A 22945-nucleotide genomic window follows, 5' to 3' on the forward strand; every position below is an offset into this window, starting at 1 on the left:
ATTATCACCCGTTCAAAATAGCTTTCAAAAATTGTCCCGTATAAGAACGCTCACATTCAGCAACTTGTTCTGGCGTGCCTGTTGCCACAATACGCCCACCTTTGCTGCCGCCTTCAGGTCCTAGATCAATAATCCAATCTGCCGTCTTAATCACATCCAAATTATGTTCAATAATTACAATCGTATTCCCTTGCGACCGCAAACGGAATAATACTGCCAATAATTGCTTGGTATCATGAAAATGCAAACCTGTTGTAGGTTCATCCAGAATATATAAAGTGCTTCCTGTATCCCGTTTTGAAAGCTCACGGGACAACTTAATTCTCTGAGCCTCCCCTCCTGAAAGAGTAGTCGCACTTTGTCCTAATTTAATATAAGACAAACCAACATCCATCAAAGTCTGACATTTTCTAGCTAATGCTGGAATCGCCGCAAAAAAATGACTTGCATCTTCAACAGTCATTTCTAGAACTTCGTGAATATTTTTACCTTTATACTGAATATCAAGAGTTTCTCGATTGTAACGTTTTCCTTTGCATACATCACATGATACGTAAATGTCAGGCAAAAAGTGCATTTCAACTTTAATGAGCCCATCCCCCTGACATGCTTCACAACGTCCGCCGCGGACATTAAAACTGAAGCGCCCTGGCTGGTAACCTCGTGCTCTAGATTCAGGAGTTGCCGCAAATAATTCGCGGATATGAGTAAAGATACCGGTATATGTAGCTGGATTGGAACGAGGAGTTCTGCCAATCGGACTCTGATCAATATCAATTACTTTATCGCATAAATTTAACCCCGTAATTTCTTTGACAGAACCGTGAGTAAATAAACTTGCCCTATTTAACAGATTCGCGGCACTTGGATATAAGGTATCATTGATCAGACTCGATTTGCCTGACCCCGAAACACCCGTAATGCAAGTAAGTAAACCCAAAGGAATACTGACATTGACATCCAGTAAATTATTACAAACCACTCCTTTTAAATGAATCATTTTTTCAGTATTAACGGGTAACCGAGTGTCAGGAATCGCTATGGATTGTTTTCCGGATAAATATTGTCCCGTCAAGGAAGCAGGCGATTGCATAATTTCTTGAGGTGTCCCGTACGCTACAATTTCCCCACCATGTACACCAGCCCCAGGTCCTATATCCAGAACAAAATCAGCGCTGCGAATCGCGTCCTCATCATGCTCTACTACGATGACCGTATTTCCCAGATTGCGTAAATGCATCAATGTTTTTAATAACCGATCATTATCTCGTTGATGCAATCCAATAGAGGGCTCATCCAAGATATACATGACACCAACCAGGCCTGAGCCAATTTGGCTGGCTAAGCGAATGCGTTGTGCTTCTCCTCCTGATAAAGTTTCAGCACTACGAGTTAATGAAAGGTAATCTAGACCTACATTGACCAAAAATCCTAATCGCTCAACAATTTCTTTATTAATTTTTGCCGCAATTTCACCTTTATATCCCGTCATCCGTAAATTTTTAAAAAATACATAAGCGTTTTCAATCGAATATGCAGTAACTTCAGGTAAATTTTTGTCATCAATAAACACATGTCGTGCTTCTTCGCGTAATCGTGTACCATGACAACTCTGACAAGGACGAGATGATAAATATTTAGCAAGCTCCTCACGTATCATTCCCGAATCAGATTCACGGTAACGCCGCTGCATATTCGGAATAATTCCTTCAAATGAATGCCGTTTAACCATATACCCACCATTGGGTCGATGATAATGAAAGTCTATAATTTCACGTCCACTGCCATAGAGAACAATTTGACGCACTTCTTCAGGCAAATCACAAAATGCAGTACGGGTATCAAAACCATAGTGCTGTGCAAGCGACTCAAGCATCGAGAAATAATAAGTGGTTTTTTTATCCCAACCGCGAATAGCCCCCTCGGCCAAACTGGCTGTTTGATCATGTATGACCCGCTCAGGATCAAAAAACTGATCAACTCCCAATCCATCGCAATCAGGGCAAGCTCCTACAGGATTGTTAAAAGAAAAAAGCCTGGGTTCTAACTCACTGAGACTGTACCCGCATTCAGGACACGCAAATTTGGAAGAAAAAACGAGATCATTAAATTGATCCTCCATAGAAGCCACTATTGCAAGGCCTTCTGCCAAATTTATAGCATTTTCGAATGACTCACTTAAACGCTGAGCAATATCAGGTCTGACTTTAAATCGATCCACAACGACTTCAATGGTATGTTTCGTACGTAAGCCTAGCTTAGGAGGAGAATCCAACTCATAAAGCACGCCATCAATTCGCGCACGTACATAACCTTGGGCTTGTAACTGCTGCAATAGCTGAACCTGCTCTCCTTTGCGTTCACGTACAACAGGAGCCAAAATCATTACTTTACTGTCAACAGGTAAAGTTAAAACATGATCCACCATCTGACTAATCGTTTGTGCATGCAAGCTCACGTGGTGTGTAGGGCAACGAGGCTCTCCTACGCGTGCATACAGTAGACGTAAATAATCATATATTTCGGTAATAGTACCCACTGTGGAGCGGGGATTGTGGGAGGTTGCTTTCTGCTCAATAGAAATTGCCGGAGATAAACCTTCTATCGAATCAACATCAGGTTTTTCCATCATTGCTAAAAATTGACGTGCATAGGCGGATAAAGATTCCACATAACGACGCTGCCCTTCGGCATATAAAGTATCAAAGGCCAAAGAGGACTTACCTGAACCCGATAAACCCGTTATTACAATTAATTTATCACGTGGCAAATCCAAGTCGAGATTTTTAAGATTGTGGGTTCTTGCACCACGTATGGTGATTGTTTGCATAAAGTTCGATAATTTGGTTTAACAACTGAGTTTTGGTTTTTATATTTCGCGGCTATAAAGCCATAGAATTATACGCAAAAAAAAATAAAAAATCACATTAAATCTATTTCACTCAGCATTTTGAGAAACAAAAGCCGTAATTAGCGAAAATGAATTAATGGATTCAATTATTGAAACAGTGTTTAAATTAGTCCCTGTCTCTGTTCACCTCAACAATTTTGCGACGACCCGCAATTACTCCATTCATCGAAATAATGGATTGCTTACAAAAAGAGTTGGATACATATTTTTAATGCAAAAATTATACTAGAATAAAAAACTTAAGTTATTCTTTTTTAAAAATTATCGGATTTCAAATATGATATTTCTTTTACAAAGAATTTTATCGCTCATATTTTTCATATCTCCATTTACTCTTTATGCCCAAAATGATAATCAAGTGTCTCTCAGGGTACAAAAGGAAAATTCATGAATACCTTAACTCGTTTTAAATTTTTTCTCTGGGCCTTTAGTCATTTTAAAGTACCCATGCTCGGCTATTTAAGACCGCGACTGATCCATCTTACTGACACGGACATTATTGTATGTCTACCCTTAAAAAGACGAAGCCGTAATCATTTAAATTCCATGTATTTTGGAGCCTTGTGTGCTGGTGCTGACTTAGCGGGAGGCTTACATGGTTTTTATCATGCATCACAGAAGCAACTTAAAGTTTCCCTTGTTTTTAAATCATTCCAAGCACAGTTTTTAAGTAGGCCTGAATCTGATGTTTATTTTGTTTGTCACGAAGGAGCACAAGTCAAAGCTATGCTAGAAGAATCGCAAAAAACTGGAGAACGAGTGACTCAACCCATTCAGATCAAAGCATATACAGATTATCCTGGTATGACGGAATTGGTTGCAGAGTTTATTTTAGAATTGTCAGTAAAAATAAAGTCTTAAGCCCAAGCTCGACTTTTTAAAGGACGACCGAGATATTTAAAAACCAGTCATTGATTTATCTACAATAACAGGCGAAAATATTGCCAAACTGTGATATTGTTAGTGCACAGGCGAATATATTGACAGTATACAATTTATGAATTCATTAGGCTATCTGTAATGATATTTGAAGAATATATAAAATTATTAGAGTCATTTAAGCAGAACCAGATATCTAAATTACTGGAACGAATTGACACTAAAATTTTTGACATTCTATACAGTAAGCACGTCAATCCTCGAATAATTCCTTATTTTCCTCGCTATGAACTCTGTTTCATGACCAATGAGACAGAATTAGAACCTGGAAAGATCTACGTAAGAGAACAACAGGGAAAAATAGCCTATTCAGTCATCACACCCGACAAAAAGCCAATTAAAGATGCCCTTTTAGAAGAGCTTGATGCCCCATCACCATTTGCCTATAAAATTGCCTTGATGACTGGGGGCGGAAAACTGGAGAAAGGCTTATTTTATGTACGTATGCTCGAAACAGGTCTTGAGTACACTGTTCTTGATCCCACGGGTAAACCAGTAACTGCAGTAATCAAAAAAGAAGAACTCAAAATTAATTTAAACCAAGGCTTTACTCCTAAAGACTTAGAGCCTTTTATGTCTGAGATTCTTGAGATTACATCAAAAAGAACTCATACCCTCCCTTTTACCCTGGATGCTTTTAAAGCACGAATTTTGTCCGCAGTTTCGAGAAAAGGCCATATCTCGTGGGCTCCTTTTTCTAACTACTCTCTTGATCCTGATAATATTTCTCAAATTAAAAAACTAATCAATGCGCTTTACTATGCACGCTTGACCTTTTTAGATTTGGAAAATATAGATGTCAGAAATATAAAACGAAGCTATTCTGATCTCAAATTACTTTACAGTAAAACAATAAACCTAGCTTATGAAGCAAGTTACCTGCTCACTCATTTAGATGTTGATCTCAGAGACATGTTTCAAGAGGAGTTATCCTTTATTTTGCCTTTATTCAGCAAAATACAATCTTTTGCAGAAAAACATGCTAAAGAGAAAAAAGCTATAGTAGAAGCACTTGGGCCCATGCCTTTAGCCTATAAAGTAGGAGAGGTTGCAGGAATCACTGTAGATCAGCTGCGTCCCCTTAATGGGGATGTAGATTATAATTTTCTTACTCAATTCAGTGCGGTCTTACCAAGCTACATTGATAAACTAACCCATTACATAGAACAATTTTCTTCGCAAATTAAAGAGTCAGAACCCAAGCTTAATCAAGAAAAGCTGGATGAGTTACAAAAAGCCGCACTTCATCTATTAAACGATATAGAAAATTTAAAAGGAAACAGTATCTTTGTTTCACTTAAATTTTTAAATTACATTCATATAATTCGCAATATAATCACTTTATCCATGAGCTCTTTGGAACAAATAGGGGAGCTTAGTGAATCATCTCAGGATGTGATCCGTGATAAATTAGCCCAACTTAAATACGAAGTATTTCCTACTTTATTTGGTTTAGTCGATAAAATTGAAGATTACGCCATGCTTAAGCCTGGGACTTTGTCTGTTCCCCTCATGGAGAAGATCAAAGTCTTATATGAGAAAATACTTTATTTACCTAAAAAAGCAATTGATTTTAAAGCAAAAGGCGAAGAGTTACTTGAAATTGAAGACTCTCGATTTATCGAATTAAGATTGGAAATGACCTATAAAAGGATCGATAAGGCCAATAAAACATTATATAAAATTCAAAAAGCATCCGCCGCGTGCACACAATTTTTTGCGCTATTAAATGATCCACGTTATAACAACCTGCGCCTGTACCAACTTCCTCCTGAGGTTAAGAAAGAATTAACAAAACATTATAAGCTTCTTAAGCCTTATATGGCCAAACTGGACATTGACTTAAATGAACTCATCATCTCGAGATTGACAGGGCCTGAAAAAGAAGACTGGTACTCCTTCATGGGAAGACCCGTTCGTTTCGTAAGAAGACAGCTTCCCGCAGACCATGCGAGTGTTGTTTTGGCAAAAGAAAAAACTCTGGCTGATTTAATTACTAAAGATGAGAACAGTCAGATTTTTCATATTAATTTAAATAAAGACTTAATTGATTCAGTTCATAAAAAAGCAAATTTAGCTTTATTCCCATATAGCGAAAAAACGAATGCATATACTCTTGATGAGTCAATACCACTACAAGTCGAGCAAGATAAAGCTAAAAAATCCAAACTCACAAAAGCAGAGTTTCAACACATTCAAAATGCTTATTTACGCTTTGCGCAGCTAGTAAAAGGCCAAATAGCAGCAAAACCCGCTTTTTATGAAAAGAATTTGGATCTAAGCAATTTTGACGATACAGTTAAAAATGAGTGCCATCAATTATTTAAGGTATTCCAACCTTACTTAAGGTCAATAGTCTCATCTGAATTTAAAGATTCAAGGAAAAGCCTTGAACATTATTTAACGGATGTATTTGCCGAAAAACAGGTCACAAACATCCCATCGATAGACCTTTTTCTGGGATTGGATAAAAATATCCAAGAGTTCCTTGACCGTATCAATTTTGAGTGGATTAATAAAGATGACTTTCAAAAAATTCTGCGTGCCTATACACGCTTTGCGCTCATAATAAAAAAACAAATCGAGGAGAAACCCGAGCTTTACGGTAATCACTTGCTGTTAACAAATTTTAATGAGCAAGCAGAGGAGTGTCGTAATTTATTTCCAGTTTTTCAATCCTATTTAAAATTTGTAATACCGCCTGAATTTAAAGAGTGTGCTCAAAATCTTGAACAATACTTCGCTGCGTTACTTGCAAATAAGCCAATAGAACTATTAGAAACACCCCCTGCATCTTTGTTTTTGCAACTGGACAAATATGCTCAGGATTTTTTTGCCAAGTGGGGAGATAAAAGCCAAACCTATTACAATTTTGCAAAAAAAACATTTCTTGACGAAAAAGAGTCACAAACCCTAGCTACCAAACGCGAAGAAGATGCAAAACTGCATTTTAAAACAATAGAAGGCGATAAATTACTGCAAAACCCTGAGCACTTAAGCGCAGATCAAACTCTTGAGGTCTATCAATGGTATCGAAATAAACATAACAAATTTCTGGTTGTGCAAAATGCTTACGTTCAATTTATTACCTTGCTTAGAAAGGAACTACGGGCAAGACCACAGATTCAGGGTAATATGTTGCTTCTGAATCGTCTGGATCCCAAAGTAAAAGATCAATGTCGTAATTTATATAGTATTTTCCAACCTTATTTCATTTGTGCTGTCCCCCCTGAAATGAAAGAGGATGTTCTGAAGTTTGATAAATATTTGGTTACTCTCTTATCAAACAGAAAAATGAACAGAAAGGATGCTCCATCAGTTCGAATGTTCTTGGATCTAGATGGACATTTCCAAGAATTCTTTTCTCGGATCACGGATGAATGGAACCGAAGGGCGCAACGGTTTTATGACTTGGCTCAAGAAAAATTTACCCTCGAAAATAATTCAGCTGTACTAAAGCCAGACCCAAAAACGGGTAGAGAGCACTACGTCATACCCCACAAAAACTATTCCAGGTGCATTCATGGGTTCAGGATATCCTTATTTGAAGTAACCAAACTGTTTAACCAAGCAGTGCAGCATGAATTAATACCGTATTCGGCTAGAAAAACCAACTCCTCTGAAACAATCGATCTTTCACCGACAGGAATTTTCCACGATGTGCGAGAATCAGTCTCACCCTCATCTCCCCCGCCATTCCCTGAAATGGAGGATAATAATCTGAGGTTGACACAAAGTAGGCAAGTTTGTGCTTTAAAGGACATTTTTAACAGTATGTTTCATTTGGAAGGGATTGTCCTTGAACTAGAAAATTTAAACAATCAAAGTGCAAAAAGTCGTTATGTTTACTATTTATTACAAGCTTATGGACATCTAAATGAAATTATTAAGTCAGCCAAACGTTTGGCGGCAGATCCCCATTTAGGATTGATAGCGCGTGATTTACTTGATAAAGCACAAAATCTTTATGCAATCTTCCAGGAACATTCTGATGCATACCAGGTTGGACCTGATCAGGTCCCCTATGGATCAACAAACGTGCAACACAATTCACTTTGGTATGTGCTTAATGCCTTTTATATTAGTCCCAAACACATTAGAGCCTTAAAAAACACGAATTACCTAACAACTGAAGAGCTGAACGAATTACATCAGCGAGCTAAAAAAGCCACCTTAATTATAGAAGCTCTGATTAATAATTCTGATTCTTATTTTAAATTGTTCCTGCAAACACCCAATATGATTTACCTGTATCAGGAACTTACAGCAAAACTCAATGAATTTACGAGCACCTCTCATGATGGAGTAATGGATAACCTAGAGAAGATGCGATCTACAGTGTTTACTCCGATGCTTCTTGAAGCAGATCGCTGGGAAAACAGATTAGGACTTTCCCCAGGAACATTCTCAGGTCCATTAAGACAAATCACTGATGAATTCTTCAAAGGATTATTACATTCTCTGGACTTGAATTCCGCAACCCGTATACAGTTAGTTTGTGATAAGGAGCCTTTAGAGACTAGGACTTCAATCATTAAAAAACAGATAAAAAACGCAAACCGATTTCTAAAAAAAATAGATAAAGACTATCAAGATATTGAAAACTTGTACCATTGGTATCTTGAAGTGACAACGCCTTTTGAAATTTTGGATATTTCCGCTCCTATTCAGCCAAGAGTTCCTATGGAGCAAGCTAAAATTGAGTTATGTGCTGCTTATAAAAAAGCATTACCCAAACTGGCGAAACTCAAACGAGATAAACACGTTGAAATCGCACCCAGCCAATATCCAGAAGACCATCTACTTGATCAACTGTGTAACTCTGGACTTAAAGCCTACGATCCTCATTTTACTGAAATCCAAGCATTAATTGTTGCCAGTCATCATTACTACCTAGGCGTAAAAGCATCCCAACAAATGCGGTTAGACACCGCAAAAGAGAAATTGCGTTACCTTGAGAGCCTGGTTCCAATTCAGAAACAAGAGAAGCTGACTTTTATCGAACAATATACTGCCGAATCATTCGACAAACATATGAAAGTGATGTGCAATCGCCATATAGGCTTGCAATACACCGATAAAGAATATACGGATTTACTTCAATCCTATTTACTAAAACTCAGGAATGAAATAATTGCCCAATCAAAAACAGCTGAGGATATTGATCAAAACATCAAAAAACTGTTGAAAGATGAAATCAGTAAATTTGAGAAAAAGTACTATGAGGAATATTATCAGCTTGATACCATAAAAATCGCTTTGGCTCAGTTCAAAATTTATTTCAGCAATTCCAGTATCGCGATACACAATCAGAGCGCTTTATTTGAAAGTGATGAGACTTTAAGAGAAAAGTCTACGCGTATTAATAAATTAGATATAATTGCTAGCAACACGAAATTGAAAGTTAAAGATCGTATCAAACAAATAAAAGATGAAGTGGATATTATTAAAAATCCTAATTTCTCAAGAATCATTCTAACACATAGGAGAGTAGATACTTTTAGTTTTGCTTACTTAAAAATATGCTTTTTCTCGCTGCTTGAAACGTTGGGTTTGTTTACCCCAACCCGACAAAAACTGCTTGATGAGCTCAACGATGTTATAGAAAACCCACTCCCAATTGGTAAGCTAGCCAAACGTTTTGGTTTATTTGCTACCGCCCCAACAACAAAAGATACAGAGGCTAAAAGGTATGAAGCACCGGCTATGCCCGTTGCAACTCCCTCAGTTTGATCCGCACATCCGTAACTATCCTAATGATTCTTCCTCATCTAAATGTTCTGCTGCAGCTTTTTTTGTATGATCTTCCGCTAACCACAGATACATTGCGGGAACAACAAAAAGAGTAAACAAAGTACCAATTGAAATACCCGTTGCGATCACTAAACCAATATTATAACGGCTTTCAGCGCCAGCACCTGTAGCAAAAATTAAGGGTATAACTCCTAAAACCATAGCTGCTGTGGTCATTAAAATAGGTCGTAAACGAATTGCAGCAGCTGACTTAATGGCATCTAACTTGTTTTGCCCATTCGCTTGTAAGTCATTGGCAAATTGCACGATCAAAATACCATGCTTACTGATAAGACCAATTAATGTAACCAAACCCACTTCACTATAAATATTCAGATTAGCATTACCAATACCCAAACTAACAAAAATCATTGCACCACAAATCGACATAGGCACACTAATCAAAACAATAAGTGGGTCACGGAAACTTTCAAACAAAGCAGCTAATGACAAAAAGATAATAATTAATGCAAAGAAAAACGTGATGATCAGATTTGCGCCTTCTTGAATAAATTGTCGTGATTGCGACGCGTAATCTATGTAATAGCCCTGGGGCAAAATTTCTTTGGCAATATTAGCAAAAGTACCCAAGGCTTGCCCCATAGATACACCTGGAAAAGCAACAGCTGAAATTGTTGCGGAATTGAGCTGTTGGAAATGATTTAAAGATTGAGGGACTATTTGTCGCTGCAAAGTAGCGACTGTAGAAAGAGGAATTGAATCTCCTGACGCAGTCCTCATGTAATAATTTAATATTTGATCTGTGTTTAAACGCGTCTCTCTCTTTACTTGTGGAATAACCTGATAGGAACGGCCCGCAAAATTAAAATAGTTAATATATCCCTCGCTCAAAGCCGACCCAAATAAATTACCAATATCCTGCATGGTTAAACCAAACTGGGATATTTTATCTCGATCTAAATTGACCTTAGTCTGAATTTTATCGATTTTAAGATCAGGATCAATAAAAGCAAAAAAACCTGTAGCATAGGCCTTATCTAAAATACGCTGTAACACTTCATTCAATTTATCAAAAGTTTCTGTCGTATTAATCACAAATTGAATAGGAAGCCCACTCCCGCCTCCTGGTAATGAAGGTAATTGAAATGCAGCTACTTTAGCCCCAGCAATCTTATTGAGTTCTTCTTGAACTAAGGGCTGTAATTGATTTGAAGTTCGTTGACGCTGATCCCAGGGTTTTAAAACCATACCAATTATGGAGGTATTTAATCCTTGATAACCATCAACTTGAAAAATGTGGTCTGTTTCAGGATATTTTTTAAAAATTTTATTCACAGCGTTTGCGTAAAGTTGGGTTTGGGCTAATGATGCGTTTGCCGGTGCAGTAACTTGGGCAATAATAATCCCTTGATCTTCTTGCGGTGCCAACTCCGAATCTGAAGTGATAAAAAGAAAATAATTACTAAAAAGGATAATCGCAGCAAATACTAGGACAACTGGCAAATGATTTAATGTTGCAGACAAAATTCGTTCATAAGATTTCTCGAGTTTTGCAAACGAATTATCGACATAAGTCATAAAACGTCCCTTGTTGTCCCCCTTCCCTGTTTTAAGGAATTTGGAACACATCATAGGCGATAAAGTTAATGCAATAACTGCGGAAACAGTTACTGCACCAGCAAGCGAAAAAGCAAACTCGGTAAATAAAGCTCCAGTCAACCCCCCCATAAAACCAACAGGCAAGTAAACAGCAATTAAAACAATGGTAATTGCAATAATAGGATTCGCCAATTCACGTGCCCCCAATAACGCAGCTTTAAATCGGGTTTTTCCTTCCTCGATGTGGCGTTGCACATTTTCTACAACAATAATCGCATCATCAACTACCAAGCCAATCGCAAGCACCATAGCTAATAAAGTGAGCAGGTTAATTGAATAACCCAAAATGAGCATAATCCAAAAAGCTCCAATAAGAGATAAAGGAATCGCAATAATTGGGATAACAACAGAACGAATCGATCCAAGAAAGAGAAAAATAACGACGGTTACAATAAAAAATGCTTCTAATAAAGAAAGGATGACTTCATGGATCGAAGAATTAACAAATAAGCTGGCATCATAGACAATGTTTCCCCGCAAACCTTGAGGCAATTGCTCCTGAATTGTGGGAAATATTTTTTTAATATCATCAATTACCGTCAAAAGATTAGCCGAAGGTGCTACAACAATACCGATATAAACTGCCGTTCGCCCATCAAAACTCACTGAAGAGTTATAATTTTGTGCTCCTAGATCTACGGTAGCCACATCACCCAAACGAATAATGGCTCCATTTTGAGCTTTAATAATCATATTCCTGAATTGATTGACGTCAGTGAGATCGGTACTTGCAGTAAGATTTTGCACAAACATCTGTCCATCGGTACGACCCACTGCCGAAATAAAATTATTATTTGCAAGAGCAGTTCCGATTTCTGCTGCAGAAATACCGTATCCTGCCAACTTCACTGGATCGAGCCATGCGCGTAACGCAAAAGTTTGATTTCCAAGTATTTCTGCTTTTTGCACTCCATTAACTGCCTGTAATTTCGGCTGTACTACCCGAATCAAATAATCGGTAATTTTATTAATGGGTAATTCATCGCTATAAAATCCTATATACATCGAATCAATCGTTTGTCCAACCGTGACAGTAATTACTGGTTGCTGTGAATTTTCAGGGAGCTGATTCAATACTGCATTCACTTTGGTAGTGATATCCGACAATGCTTTCAAAGGATCGTAATTTAGGAGGAGATTTACGGTGATCGTACTTGTACTAGAAGAACTGATGGACGTCATATAATCAATACCACCAGCCTGAGCTATTGAATTCTCTAAAGGTGTCGTAATAAAACCGGCAATGACATCCGGGTCTGCACCAGTATAAGTTGTAGTAACAGTTACAACGGCATTTTGTGTAAACGGGTACTGCATTATCGGTAAAGAATTAATAGAGCGTAAGCCCATTGCTAAAAGCATCAAACTAATCACTGTAGCCAGTACTGGTCTTCTAATAAAAATATCCGTAAACCGCATTCTTACAATCCTTAGATTCTCAACCCAAACTACATAAGCGTAGCCTGGGTTCTGGTGTACCCTTTTTGAGGGATCTTCACAAAACGCTCCATTTCTTACCCTGTGCTTTCATACTCTTTATCAGCAGCTCCGTCTTTGAAACAGAATTCAAAAGTACATCAAGCATTGTTCTGGATACCGCGCATAAAGCGCGGTACGAGAGTTGTTATTTCTCAACCACCTTTGGTGTTGCTTCATTGCTTGGTTGTATTTTATTATTGATTAGGACGCGACTGCCATTTTTAAGCTTCAATTGACCACTAGTAACCACAATATCTCCCGCGCGCAATCCTTTTAAAACAGCAATTTGATCCCCTCGGGTATCACCAACAGTTACAAAAACCTGTTTAACTACAAGAATGGGTTGATTATTGCTGTCTTTTTGTTTGCTTTCTTGAACCAGATATACAATATCACCATAAGGATTAAAACTAATCGCTGATTGCGGTAAAGTCAGATAGCTTTTTTTCATTCCTGCAGCAACCTCAACGCGAGTAAACATACCTGACTTCAATTGAAAATCAGGATTAGGGATAGTCGCTTCTACCAACACATTACGGGTAGCGCTATCTACAATAGGTTCAATGGTAGTGATTTTCCCTTGAAAAATCTTGTCGGGAAAGGTATTAGTAGTGAGCTTTACTGTTTGTCCAATCTCTAACGCCCCTAAATCTTGCTGGGGTAAATAAAAATCAACATAAATCGGATCTAAGGCCTGTAATGTAGTTACCGTATCCCCTACATTAAGAAACTGCCCTGGATTAATTCTATTGATTCCTAATTGACCTGCAAAAGGAGCACGGATTGTCTTTTTTTCCGCAGTTGCAGCTTGCTCTGCAACTTGGGCTTGTAAATTCTTGAGATTCCATTCATCAGCATCTACTGTTTGTTTGCTTACTGCATGAACAGCATATTGCGCTTTATTTCGTTTATAGGTAATTTTTGCTAATTCCACCTGGGCTTGCAATGAATGCAATAATCCAAGTTCGGTCCCCGCATTTAATTGCACCAAAACAGCACCTTTTTTAACCATTGCACCCGGTGTAAAATAGATCGTCTGAACCATACCCGCAAGTTCAGTAGTCACATTCACCCCAAGGCGTGTACGCATACTACCTACTGCTTTTAAAGTAGGTTGCCATAATGAAGCCTCAACTTTCATTGTGGATACCGTAACCGCAGGTGACTTCGATTTGAGGAAAAATTGATTTCTCATGTAGTTGCCAAAAGCCTTCCAACCAAAAATCAGGCTGAAAAGAATACCCACCAAAACTAACATAATAATCATCTGTTTTTTCAAAAAAATTTCTTTCATCATAGACACTCTTTGACACACCAGGGTTTATGCCACCAGCCCCCGCCTAAGGCCTGGAATAATGCAGCAGTATCGCTGTAACGCACCGCTTGAGCCTGAATACGACTAATTCGCGTCTGTTGATACTGCTGTTGTGCGTTTAATAAATTGATGTAACTCACTCCGCCTAAGCGATATTGCTTTAGCGTAAGATTTAAAGCATCTCGTGCCGCATTTTCGGCCTTTATTTGTGCTTGCAATGTACGTGCATCAACTTCTAATCCTCTTAAGACATCTGCCACATTTTGGAAAGCTTGTAATACAGTTTGTTTGTATTGTGCTGCCGTCTGTTGATAGGCTGCTATTGCAGCGCGCCGTTGTGCAAATAAAGCGCCCCCATGAAACAAAGGCTGAACCACTTGTCCAGTTAAAGCCCAAACCTCGTGTCTTTTGGTAAAAAGGTTTGCAAACGAGGTATTAAGCCATCCCTCATTGGCAGTAATAGTAAATTGCGGGAATAAATTGGCTGTTGCTACCCCAATTTGAGCACATGCTTCATGAAGTAATGCCTCAGAAGCGCGTACATCAGGACGTTGGCGAACAAGGTTTGAAGGCAAACTCACAGGCAGCTCTATGGGTAATTTCAAGTGATCCAATTTAATAATGGGTAAGGGAGCTTCCGGAAAAACACCTACAAGCGTGGATAAAGCGTGCTTGGCCTGAGATAAGTTTTTTTGAAGTGGCGGTAAAGTCGCTTTGGTCTGCTCAAACAAGGTTTGTTGAGTTAATACATTTTCTTGGGAAACGGCTCCTAACCGATATTGTTTGTTTAAAATATCAAGAAGTCCTTGTTCTGCCTTGATTAAATCAAAAGTCGCATCAATTTGTGCTTGATAGGATGCAATTGCTACTGATGTAGTAACAATATTAGAAGTCAACGTCAGGTAAGCAGCAATTACTTGAAATTGTTGGTAATCAACCTGGGCTTTTAATGCTTCAATTTGACGGCGTGCTCCCCCAAAAACATCCAAGGTATAGGATAAATTAAATGAAGTATAAACGAGATTAAACGTTACACTGTCAGCTGGAATACCTATTTGCAAACCTGAATAACGTTGTCTTTGCACCATCTGACTAGCATCGATTGACGGCCACATTGAATTACCTATTTGAACTTTGAGATTTTCCTGAGCTTGACGCAAGGCTGCAGAAGCGGCAGCTAAATTAGGACTATTGGCTAATCCCATTCGAATGAGTTGATTCAATTCCTGTGAATGATAAAGCTCCCACCACAATAAAGGAATATCTTTATTGGTTATAAAAGCTTGGGCTTGGCCACCAGAGCCAGGGGTACTTACTGTTTTTGCCGGTAGCGGTTTTTCAGTATATTTTTTGACTTTAGGTGGATTGGGCGAATGAAAATTAGGCCCAACCATACACGAAGTTTGCAGCACCGTGCCCAGCGATATCAGGATAAAAACTTTTAGATGCTGTCTCAAATCAACCACTAAACACAATCCTTTGCAAATCATTGAATGAATAATTTATCATGGATTAAAATGGGTTGACAGTTTTAGTGAAATTGAGTGCATTTCAGTTCAATATAGCTGAACAACAAATGATCATAAGGTGCAATTAGTACCAACTTACGTGTCTATGCCCATCAATTGCCCCTGGAAAAATATTCGCTGTTGCTAAAGTTTTGGCAAACCCAAACGCTACCTGAAGTTCTCAAATAACAATTCGCAGCAGAAAATTTTAAAATCATGCTTTTTTCGAAGCATGGAACAATTTACCCCTTGGGATGGATCAATCAATCCATTTGGGGCAAATCATCTACAAATCCATTGCGTTTATTCGGCAGTAAAAATGAAACTCAAAAGAATAAAGTTTCTGAGTCTTCTTTTTGTATCCCGATGTAATAAAATAACCTGAAGATTAATGCTTCATTAGTAATACTCCCCACAACCTGTGTTGTAGGGAGTTAGTAGAAACTATCGTGATGCTCTTTGAATATCTTTACCCACGGTAGATACGTCTTTCCCAAAACCGTGAACTGTGCCACAAGAGCTTAGTAAACCCAGTGTTGTAAGACAAATACTTACCATTATTATTTTTTTCAGAATGTTCATGGTTTTTTCCCCTCTTTTTTTGTTTTTAAAATCGTTCTTCCTGTAGATTATTCTAGACCATTTTTTAATAAAGTTAGAAATTAATCAATGAGTTTTAACCAATAGGATGGTTAATTATAGTAAGTATCAGGAGCTCCTATTAGTTATTGTCTTTACTCTAATTTATTAAAAAATAATCCCATACAAAGTACGAAATCACACTAAAATAAAAAACCCACCTTTTAAACTGTGGTGGATAATCTGCTGTTTTAACGAAGGATTCGCACTTCAAAACAGATAGTGTTTTGACTCAGAAAGCATCATTTGCCTAAATTAAACCTAGATTCATCATCTGAAGGGATTACAACAGAGTGATTGTTTTGTATTCAATACTTCCCTATAATCGCACCAGATTTTAATAATAAAAAAGGGGCTCAGTTATGAAAAAATGGATGGTACTGGCGACAACCAGCTTGATGATGATGAATGCACACGCCGATAAATCTTGGTGTGGATATAAAGATTATTTTCGTTTAAGTGATGCATCCCATCCTGGTATCTATGTGGTCAGTGGATTTAGCGATCAGGATGTTATTCTTCAATTAATTGGTCCTCGCAGTTTTGAAATCAGAGACTCATTCGCATGTCGCAGCGGCTATGCTCATGTTACTGTCGCCTATGATGCTGAAAATTGGTGTGTTCTTGATATTAAAGATGGTCCATTGATGAACCATCCAACTGTTAGCGCTTCGTGCAATGGAATTCGCTATATTGATACGGTATACGATGGTATTGGCAGCTACTCTTATACCATTAATCTTGATTAATACAGCAAATCTTTGATGAGGATAAAGGCTTAAGGGACTACCTTTATCCATAGCTTATTTCTACCATACCCTTAGAATAAGATGTTGCTTTAGTTTTTTTACCCATATCTAAAGACCAACCACCCCCCAAAGCTTTAATTAACTGGATACTGGCAATTTGCCTGCGAGTATGGATGTTGACTAATGAAAGCTCTGATTGTAATGCAGTATTTTCAACAACCACAACCTGCAGAAAAGTAACAAGCCCTCCTTTATACCGATACAACTCTTGATCCCAAGCCCGTTTGGCCGCGCGAGCCGCTGCTTTTTGAGTCCGATATTCTTTATCAAGCTGATGAATCGCAATCAGATTATCCTCTACTTCCTGGAATGCAGTTAATACTGTTTGCCGATACGTAGCAACGGTTTCAAAATACTGGGCTTTAGCCTGATTTAATAAACCTCGCAATCGACCGCCATCAAAAAGGGTTACTTGTGCTACAGGTTGACTTAAACTCAATAAGCTCTGAGGACCAAGTGACCAAAAAAGGCTTGGTTTTGAGATGAGATTCGCGAGGCTCCTGCTTTGAAAACCAGCACTTCCCGTTAATTCAATCACAGGAAAAAAAGCAGCTCGTGCTACGCCAATATTTGCATTTGCAGCTTGAACCCTGGATTCCGCAGCAATGAGATCAGGTCTTCTATCCAGAATAGTTGACGGTATATTTGGCGCTATTTCCAGAAAAACTTTGGGCGACTTACCAGGAGATATGGAAAAATTACTGGGTATTTCTCCAACTAATACTGCGATTGCATGCTCCAGTTGAGCTCGTTGTAACCGCACGTCTTCTGCCTGGGTTTTTGCATTCTCAAGCTGAGTTTCTGCTTCATCTACCTCAGCTATAGGCGCTGCCCCTCCTTGATAACGATTTTTCGTTAAATAAAGAGCTTTTTGGTAGGCTACAACAGTCGTATCCAAGATACGTTGCGCCTCATCACTACCTCTTAACGCAAAATAAGTATTCGCAAGCTCTGCTTGCAAACTCAACCGAATTGAAGCCATATCCGCAGCACTTGCATTCGCACTACGTTCACTGGCAATAAACGAATTGCGGATACTTCCCCATGCGTCCAGCTCATAAGAGAGAAAACCACCCAGCAAAAATTGATTAAAAACTGGCGTACTTACAGGATTTGCAACGGTTCGTGAATTTTGCTGTCTATCCGCATTGAATATTCCTTGAATCGTGGGGAAAAAATAGGATCGAGCAACTTGTACTAAAGAAACCGCCTCCTGAAAATGAGCGTAAGCCAATTTCAAATCCTGGTTTGCACTATTCAGTTGGTTTTCCAAATCATTTAATACTGGATCATGAAAAGCGCGCCACCAACCATTTGGAGTAACAATTCGTGGCGTAGATTTAATTTCCAACCATTTACCCGGTTCCTTGAAGTGTGCGGGAATAGGCATGGCAGGACGATGGTATTGGGGAGCGAAAGAACAACCGGTCAATGCAAAAACGAGTATGCCAATAGCTAAAAACTCTGTTTCATGCGGCTTAATGTATACCGTTCTACGCTCCGTTTTTCCTTGTATTTTTCGCACTGCAGGGCGTTTAGAAAAAAATCGAATCATTTTTTTCATGAAACAACTCGCACAGTTTCCCCATTTCTAATTGCATCAGGAGGATTAAGTACCACGCGATCACCCGGTAATACCCCAGTAGCAATTTCAACTGTTGAGCCAAAATCACGCCGAAGAGTAACGGACTTTAAGACAATCTTATTGTCTTTATCTAATGTAGCTACCTGTAATCCTGGTGCCTGGAAGAGCAAAGTGTTGACAGGTAAAATGACCGTTTTAGGAGGAATAGGCAAACTCAACCAAACTTCAGTATAACTGCCCGGTAACAATTCTCCATTTTTGTTCGGCGTAACAAATTGAGCGAGTAAAGTACGCGTCTTAGGATCAATCGCTTGTGCTGTTTCAAATAATTTGGCCGGAAAAACTTGCTTGGGATGCTCCGCAAAATGGAGTTTGACGGTCATATCCGGTTTAATTCGAGAAGAATAATACTGGGGAATTTTGACATAAATTCGCAAAGGCTTTGTTTGGGCAATACGAAATAAGGGTGGTGCTGTTGAACTACTCCCAGCATCAATTAAGTCACCAATATCTGTAGCTCGAGCTGTGATAACTCCATCAAAAGGGGCTATAACACGTTGAAACCCAACTAGCTCTTGCAATCGCTGCAAATTAGCTTTTGCGGCAAACATCGCTGCGTCCAAAGCTGCAGCCGTACTTACTTTTTCGTCAGTTTCCTGCTGGGAAACAGATTTCGTTTTTACTAAATTAAGCCAACGTCTTGCAGTAATTTGTGCCAATTGATTATTTGCTATTGCAGTCTTCAAATCAGCTCTTGCTTGACGCTCTTGTGCATCAAGTTCAGGCGTTTCAATAACAGCAAGCAAATCACCTTTCTTCACATGACTACCAATATCTACATACCATTTTTTTATATAACCATTAGCTCGTGCAAAAATAGGTGATTCATGCCAGGCTTGAACATTGCCTGGTAAAATAATTTTGTCCACTCCTTTCTCTTGTTCTGCCGTCATCACGCGTACTACAGGAACAGCAGCCGCAAGAGTCTCGTTACGTAAGTTGATTGCTGCAGAAATACGAAAAATAATCATCACTAAAATAATAAATAAAAAAACAGAAATAGCGATAATAAGTCGCCTATGCTTGTGACCCTTTAAATGCGATTGAATTGTTTTAAGCATGTTCCTTCCCTTGCGTCTTTTCCAATTTGCGTTGATGAATGACGTAAAAAACAGCCGGGACAAAAAAGAGTGTTGCCATCGTTGCAAAAGATAGCCCTCCAATTACAGCCCTGCCTAATGGAGCATTCTGTTCGCCTCCATCCCCTAAGCCCAATGCCATAGGAAACATACCAATTATCATGGCTAATGCGGTCATCATTACGGGTCGTAAACGGGTCTTTCCTGCTTCAAGCGCCGCTTTCATTGGATCATTTTCAGTTGCAAGATGATCTCGAGCAAAACTGATAATGAGGATGCTATTCGCTGTGGCAACCCCCATACACATAATTGCTCCTGTTAGGGCTGGCACGCTAAGTGCGGTATGGGTAATAAATAACATCCACGCAATTCCCGCAATAGCTGCAGGTAAGGCAGTGATAATAATAAAAGGATCGGTCCAGGATTGAAAGTTAATAACAATCAGCAGATAAACTAACAAAATTGAGAATGCCAATCCCCAATACAACCCATTAAATGCATGTTCTTTAGTATCAATCTGTCCCCGGATAGCTACTGAAGATCCTTTAGGCAAATCTTTTTGGGTATCCTGAATAATTCTTTGGATGTCTTTAGTCACTGCTCCTAAATTTCTATCTTGTATTGAAGCAAAAATATCAATCACTGGCTGAACGTTATAATGTGACTCAACGACTGAAGTCACAGTACGCTTCAGTTTGGCAAAAGAACCTAAAATTTGCAGTTGGCTAGGTAGTGTTACACTTCCAAACGGAATATTAAGCAAATCATTTAATGAAGTCATCACATATTGCGGTGCTTGGGTAACAATCGGATAAGAAACTCCATTTCTAGGATCCAACCAGAATGTGGGTGTAGTTTGAAAACTACCCGATAGTGTAACTAATAAATCAGTAGCAACATTGAGCTGGGTAAATCCAAGTTCTTTTGCCATGCTACGATCAACATTCACAAAAAATTCAGGATAATTATTGGATTGTCTTATACGAACATCAGTAAGACCCGGGATCCGTTTTAACTGATTCATTAGGTTATTGGCATAATGAGCATTATCTTCCTTTTTTAAGCCAATAACCTGAATGTTAATGGGGGATGGCAAACCAAAATTGATAATTTGGTTTACGATATCCGCAGGTAAAAATGCGAAAGTAACTTGTGGAAAATGATCTCTCAGAACCGATCTTAATTGATGCACATAATCCGAACTGGGTCTATGCCCAGCTTTCAAGGAAATTAAAATGTCCGCATCTTCCGGGCCGTTCGTTGCCGAGTTACTGTAAGATAAATTAATTCCACTTACAGGCAAACCGATATTATCAACAATACTTTCCAAATCCATTGGAGGGATTACTTGGCGAATTACTGTATCGATATTATCCACTATGCGTGCTGTTTCCTCTACCCGAGTTCCTGTCGGGGCACTTATATGTAATTTAATTTGTCCTGCATCTACATCAGGAAAAAAATTTGAACCAAGCCACGGCCAGAGCAACACGATTGAAATACCCACAAAACCTAAAAAGCAGGAAATAAACACTTTAGTATTATTCAATACCCAAGATAATGATTCAGAATATCGCGTACGTAATAAGGTAAATTTTTCTTCGAATGCTTCATGTACGCGAGCAAGCCGACTTTTCTTTTCTTCCTCTGCCATCAGTTCATGTTTGTGTAACCAATACTTTGCGAGGGTAGCAACAAGCGTGCGTGATAAAATATAAGACATAAGCATGGCAAAAATTACTGCCTCAGCTAAAGGCACAAATAAATATTGAGCAACGCCCCCCAAATAAAACATAGGTACAAAAACAATACAAATACATAAAGTCGATACGAGAGCGGGTATTGCAATCTGTTTTGCACCATCAAGAATAGCCTGTTCTACTTCCTTGCCTTGCTCCAAATTCCAGTTAATGTTTTCAATAGCAACCGTAGCATCATCAACTAAAATACCCACAGCAAGAGCCAAACCACCCAAGGTCATAATATTGATTGTCTCTCCTAAAGCAGAAAGAATAGTAATCGATGCAATAATAGATAAGGGAATAGACAACGTGATAATCAAAGTGCTACGCATACTGCCTAGAAAGAGTAAAATCATAAGTCCCGTTAATGCTGCAGCAATTACACCTTCAGTAATTACACCCCGGATAGCGGCAGTCACAAAGATTGATTGATCCGCAAAATAGGATAAATTAAGTCCTTGAGGAAGCATGTCTTTTACTTTTGGCATTAAAGCTTTTACCCGATTAACGATCTCTAAAGTAGATGCACTCCCCGTTTTTTGAATTGACATCATTACTGCCCGTTGTCCGTCTACTCGCACTATATTAGTTTGCGGTGCGAACCCATCACGAACATGAGCAACATCACGGACATACAAAATTCGGCCTGGGGTAGATTTAACCGGGGCGTCATTTAAATCAACCGCTGAAAGCGGACTACCATTTAATTTGACGATGTATTCATACTGACCTATTTTTTGTGTCCCTGCAGGGATAATGAGGTTTTGGGCAAGAATGGCATTATTAATCTCTTGTGCAGAAACTCCATAAGTTTGCATTGCAGGAATATCCAAATCAACCTGAATTTGACGTACTTTTCCTCCATAAGGATAGGGTAATGCGGCTCCTTGTACTGTTGCTAGTTGCGTACGAAGAAAGTTATTCCCCAAATCATTTAACTTCTGTTCTGGAATCGTCGCACTCGACAATACAAGTTGTAAAACAGGAACCGTTGAGGCTTTATAGTTTAGTATCAATGGTGGTAAAGTCCCTGGTGGCAAATTACGCAGCATCGTTTGTGCAATTGCCGTGACCTGACTCAAAGCCATATCGACATTCACATTAGGGTGGAAGAACAATTTGACCACGCTGACGCCAATGAGTGATTCGGACTCAATATGTTCAATATCATTCACTGTAGTCGTTACCGCACGTTCAAACACACTCGTAATGCGGTTACCCATTTCATCAGGAGGTAAACCCGTAAAACTCCATACAACACTTACAACGGGAATATTGATGTCAGGAAAGATATCAGTAGGAGTTCGCATTATTGCTAAAGGCCCAATAATAAGAAGCATTAGAGCCATTACAATAAACGTGTAAGGTCGCGAAAGCGCAATCCATACAATCCACATAAATATCCATATCAACGATTCTAAAGTGAGACCCATTATATCAATGAAACACATAAAACTTTAAGCAGA

11 protein-coding genes are annotated in these 22945 nt (G+C 38.7%); 3 read left to right on the forward strand and 8 right to left on the reverse strand.

Features of this window, described 5'->3' with window-relative positions; genetic code table 11:
- Positions 1-4 precede the first annotated feature (4 nt).
- On the reverse strand, positions 5-2830 hold the full coding sequence (uvrA, locus tag LXO92_RS16655; RefSeq protein WP_182350646.1) for an excinuclease ABC subunit UvrA: 2826 nt from the start codon (positions 2828-2830) through the stop codon (positions 5-7).
- Between the two features lie 468 nt (positions 2831-3298).
- Between uvrA and LXO92_RS16660 the strand changes: the two genes are divergently transcribed.
- A complete protein-coding gene (locus tag LXO92_RS16660; RefSeq protein WP_182350647.1) occupies positions 3299-3772 on the forward strand; it encodes a DUF4442 domain-containing protein in 474 nt (157 codons plus the stop codon).
- 159 nt (positions 3773-3931) lie between these two features.
- Positions 3932-9583, forward strand: a complete 5652-nt coding sequence (locus LXO92_RS16665) for an SdhA (protein WP_425600751.1) — start codon at positions 3932-3934, stop codon at positions 9581-9583.
- A gap of 15 nt (positions 9584-9598) precedes the next feature.
- Here the strand turns inward: LXO92_RS16665 and LXO92_RS16670 are convergent, their stop codons facing one another.
- The 4 genes from LXO92_RS16670 to LXO92_RS16685 form a co-directional block, all read right to left on the reverse strand.
- Positions 9599-12682, reverse strand: coding sequence for an efflux RND transporter permease subunit (locus tag LXO92_RS16670; protein WP_182350649.1), 3084 nt, complete (start codon positions 12680-12682; stop codon positions 9599-9601).
- Between the two features lie 205 nt (positions 12683-12887).
- A complete protein-coding gene (locus tag LXO92_RS16675) occupies positions 12888-14036 on the reverse strand; it encodes an efflux RND transporter periplasmic adaptor subunit (RefSeq protein WP_220471068.1) in 1149 nt (382 codons plus the stop codon).
- Positions 14036-15523, reverse strand: a complete 1488-nt coding sequence (locus LXO92_RS16680; protein WP_182350651.1) for an efflux transporter outer membrane subunit — start codon at positions 15521-15523, stop codon at positions 14036-14038. Before LXO92_RS16680 ends, LXO92_RS16675 begins: the two co-directional genes overlap by 1 nt.
- Positions 15524-16009: 486 nt before the next feature.
- Entirely contained in the window at positions 16010-16147 is a 138-nt protein-coding gene (locus LXO92_RS16685) for an entericidin A/B family lipoprotein (protein WP_182350652.1), read from the reverse strand.
- 419 nt (positions 16148-16566) lie between these two features.
- Here LXO92_RS16685 and LXO92_RS16690 point away from each other — a divergent pair, with 419 nt between their 5' ends.
- Positions 16567-16953, forward strand: coding sequence for a hypothetical protein (locus tag LXO92_RS16690; RefSeq protein ID WP_182350653.1), 387 nt, complete (start codon positions 16567-16569; stop codon positions 16951-16953).
- Positions 16954-16996: 43 nt separating this feature from the next.
- On the opposite strand, the gene LXO92_RS16695 is transcribed toward LXO92_RS16690, so the two are convergent.
- The 3 genes from LXO92_RS16695 to LXO92_RS16705 are packed head-to-tail and all read right to left on the reverse strand — an operon-like array spanning position 16997 to position 22876.
- A complete protein-coding gene (locus LXO92_RS16695; protein WP_232891331.1) occupies positions 16997-18577 on the reverse strand; it encodes an efflux transporter outer membrane subunit in 1581 nt (526 codons plus the stop codon).
- The gene (locus tag LXO92_RS16700) at positions 18574-19719 is read right to left on the reverse strand and encodes an efflux RND transporter periplasmic adaptor subunit (protein WP_182350654.1); all 1146 of its coding nucleotides are present in this window, start codon (positions 19717-19719) and stop codon (positions 18574-18576) included. Before LXO92_RS16700 ends, LXO92_RS16695 begins: the two co-directional genes overlap by 4 nt.
- Positions 19712-22876: an efflux RND transporter permease subunit gene (locus tag LXO92_RS16705; protein WP_182350655.1), complete on the reverse strand. Its 3165-nt coding sequence runs from the start codon at positions 22874-22876 to the stop codon at positions 19712-19714. Before LXO92_RS16705 ends, LXO92_RS16700 begins: the two co-directional genes overlap by 8 nt.
- Between the last annotated feature and the right edge of the window lie 69 nt (positions 22877-22945).

Source organism: Legionella resiliens (genome assembly GCF_021344005.1).
Lineage (GTDB): Bacteria > Pseudomonadota > Gammaproteobacteria > Legionellales > Legionellaceae > Legionella > Legionella resiliens.

Coding starts and splice junctions, on each gene's coding strand:
- LXO92_RS16700 (WP_182350654.1), bottom strand. CDS start 19,719: ATGCTTAAAACAATTCAATCGCATTTAAAGGGTCACAAGCATAGGCGA.
- LXO92_RS16705 (WP_182350655.1), bottom strand. CDS start 22,876: ATGTGGATTGTATGGATTGCGCTTTCGCGACCTTACACGTTTATTGTA.
- LXO92_RS16665 (WP_425600751.1), top strand. CDS start 3,932: ATGATATTTGAAGAATATATAAAATTATTAGAGTCATTTAAGCAGAAC.
- LXO92_RS16685 (WP_182350652.1), bottom strand. CDS start 16,147: ATGAACATTCTGAAAAAAATAATAATGGTAAGTATTTGTCTTACAACA.
- LXO92_RS16675 (WP_220471068.1), bottom strand. CDS start 14,036: ATGAAAGAAATTTTTTTGAAAAAACAGATGATTATTATGTTAGTTTTG.
- LXO92_RS16690 (WP_182350653.1), top strand. CDS start 16,567: ATGAAAAAATGGATGGTACTGGCGACAACCAGCTTGATGATGATGAAT.
- LXO92_RS16695 (WP_232891331.1), bottom strand. CDS start 18,577: ATGAAAAAAATGATTCGATTTTTTTCTAAACGCCCTGCAGTGCGAAAA.
- LXO92_RS16670 (WP_182350649.1), bottom strand. CDS start 12,682: ATGCGGTTTACGGATATTTTTATTAGAAGACCAGTACTGGCTACAGTG.
- uvrA (WP_182350646.1), bottom strand. CDS start 2,830: ATGCAAACAATCACCATACGTGGTGCAAGAACCCACAATCTTAAAAAT.
- LXO92_RS16660 (WP_182350647.1), top strand. CDS start 3,299: ATGAATACCTTAACTCGTTTTAAATTTTTTCTCTGGGCCTTTAGTCAT.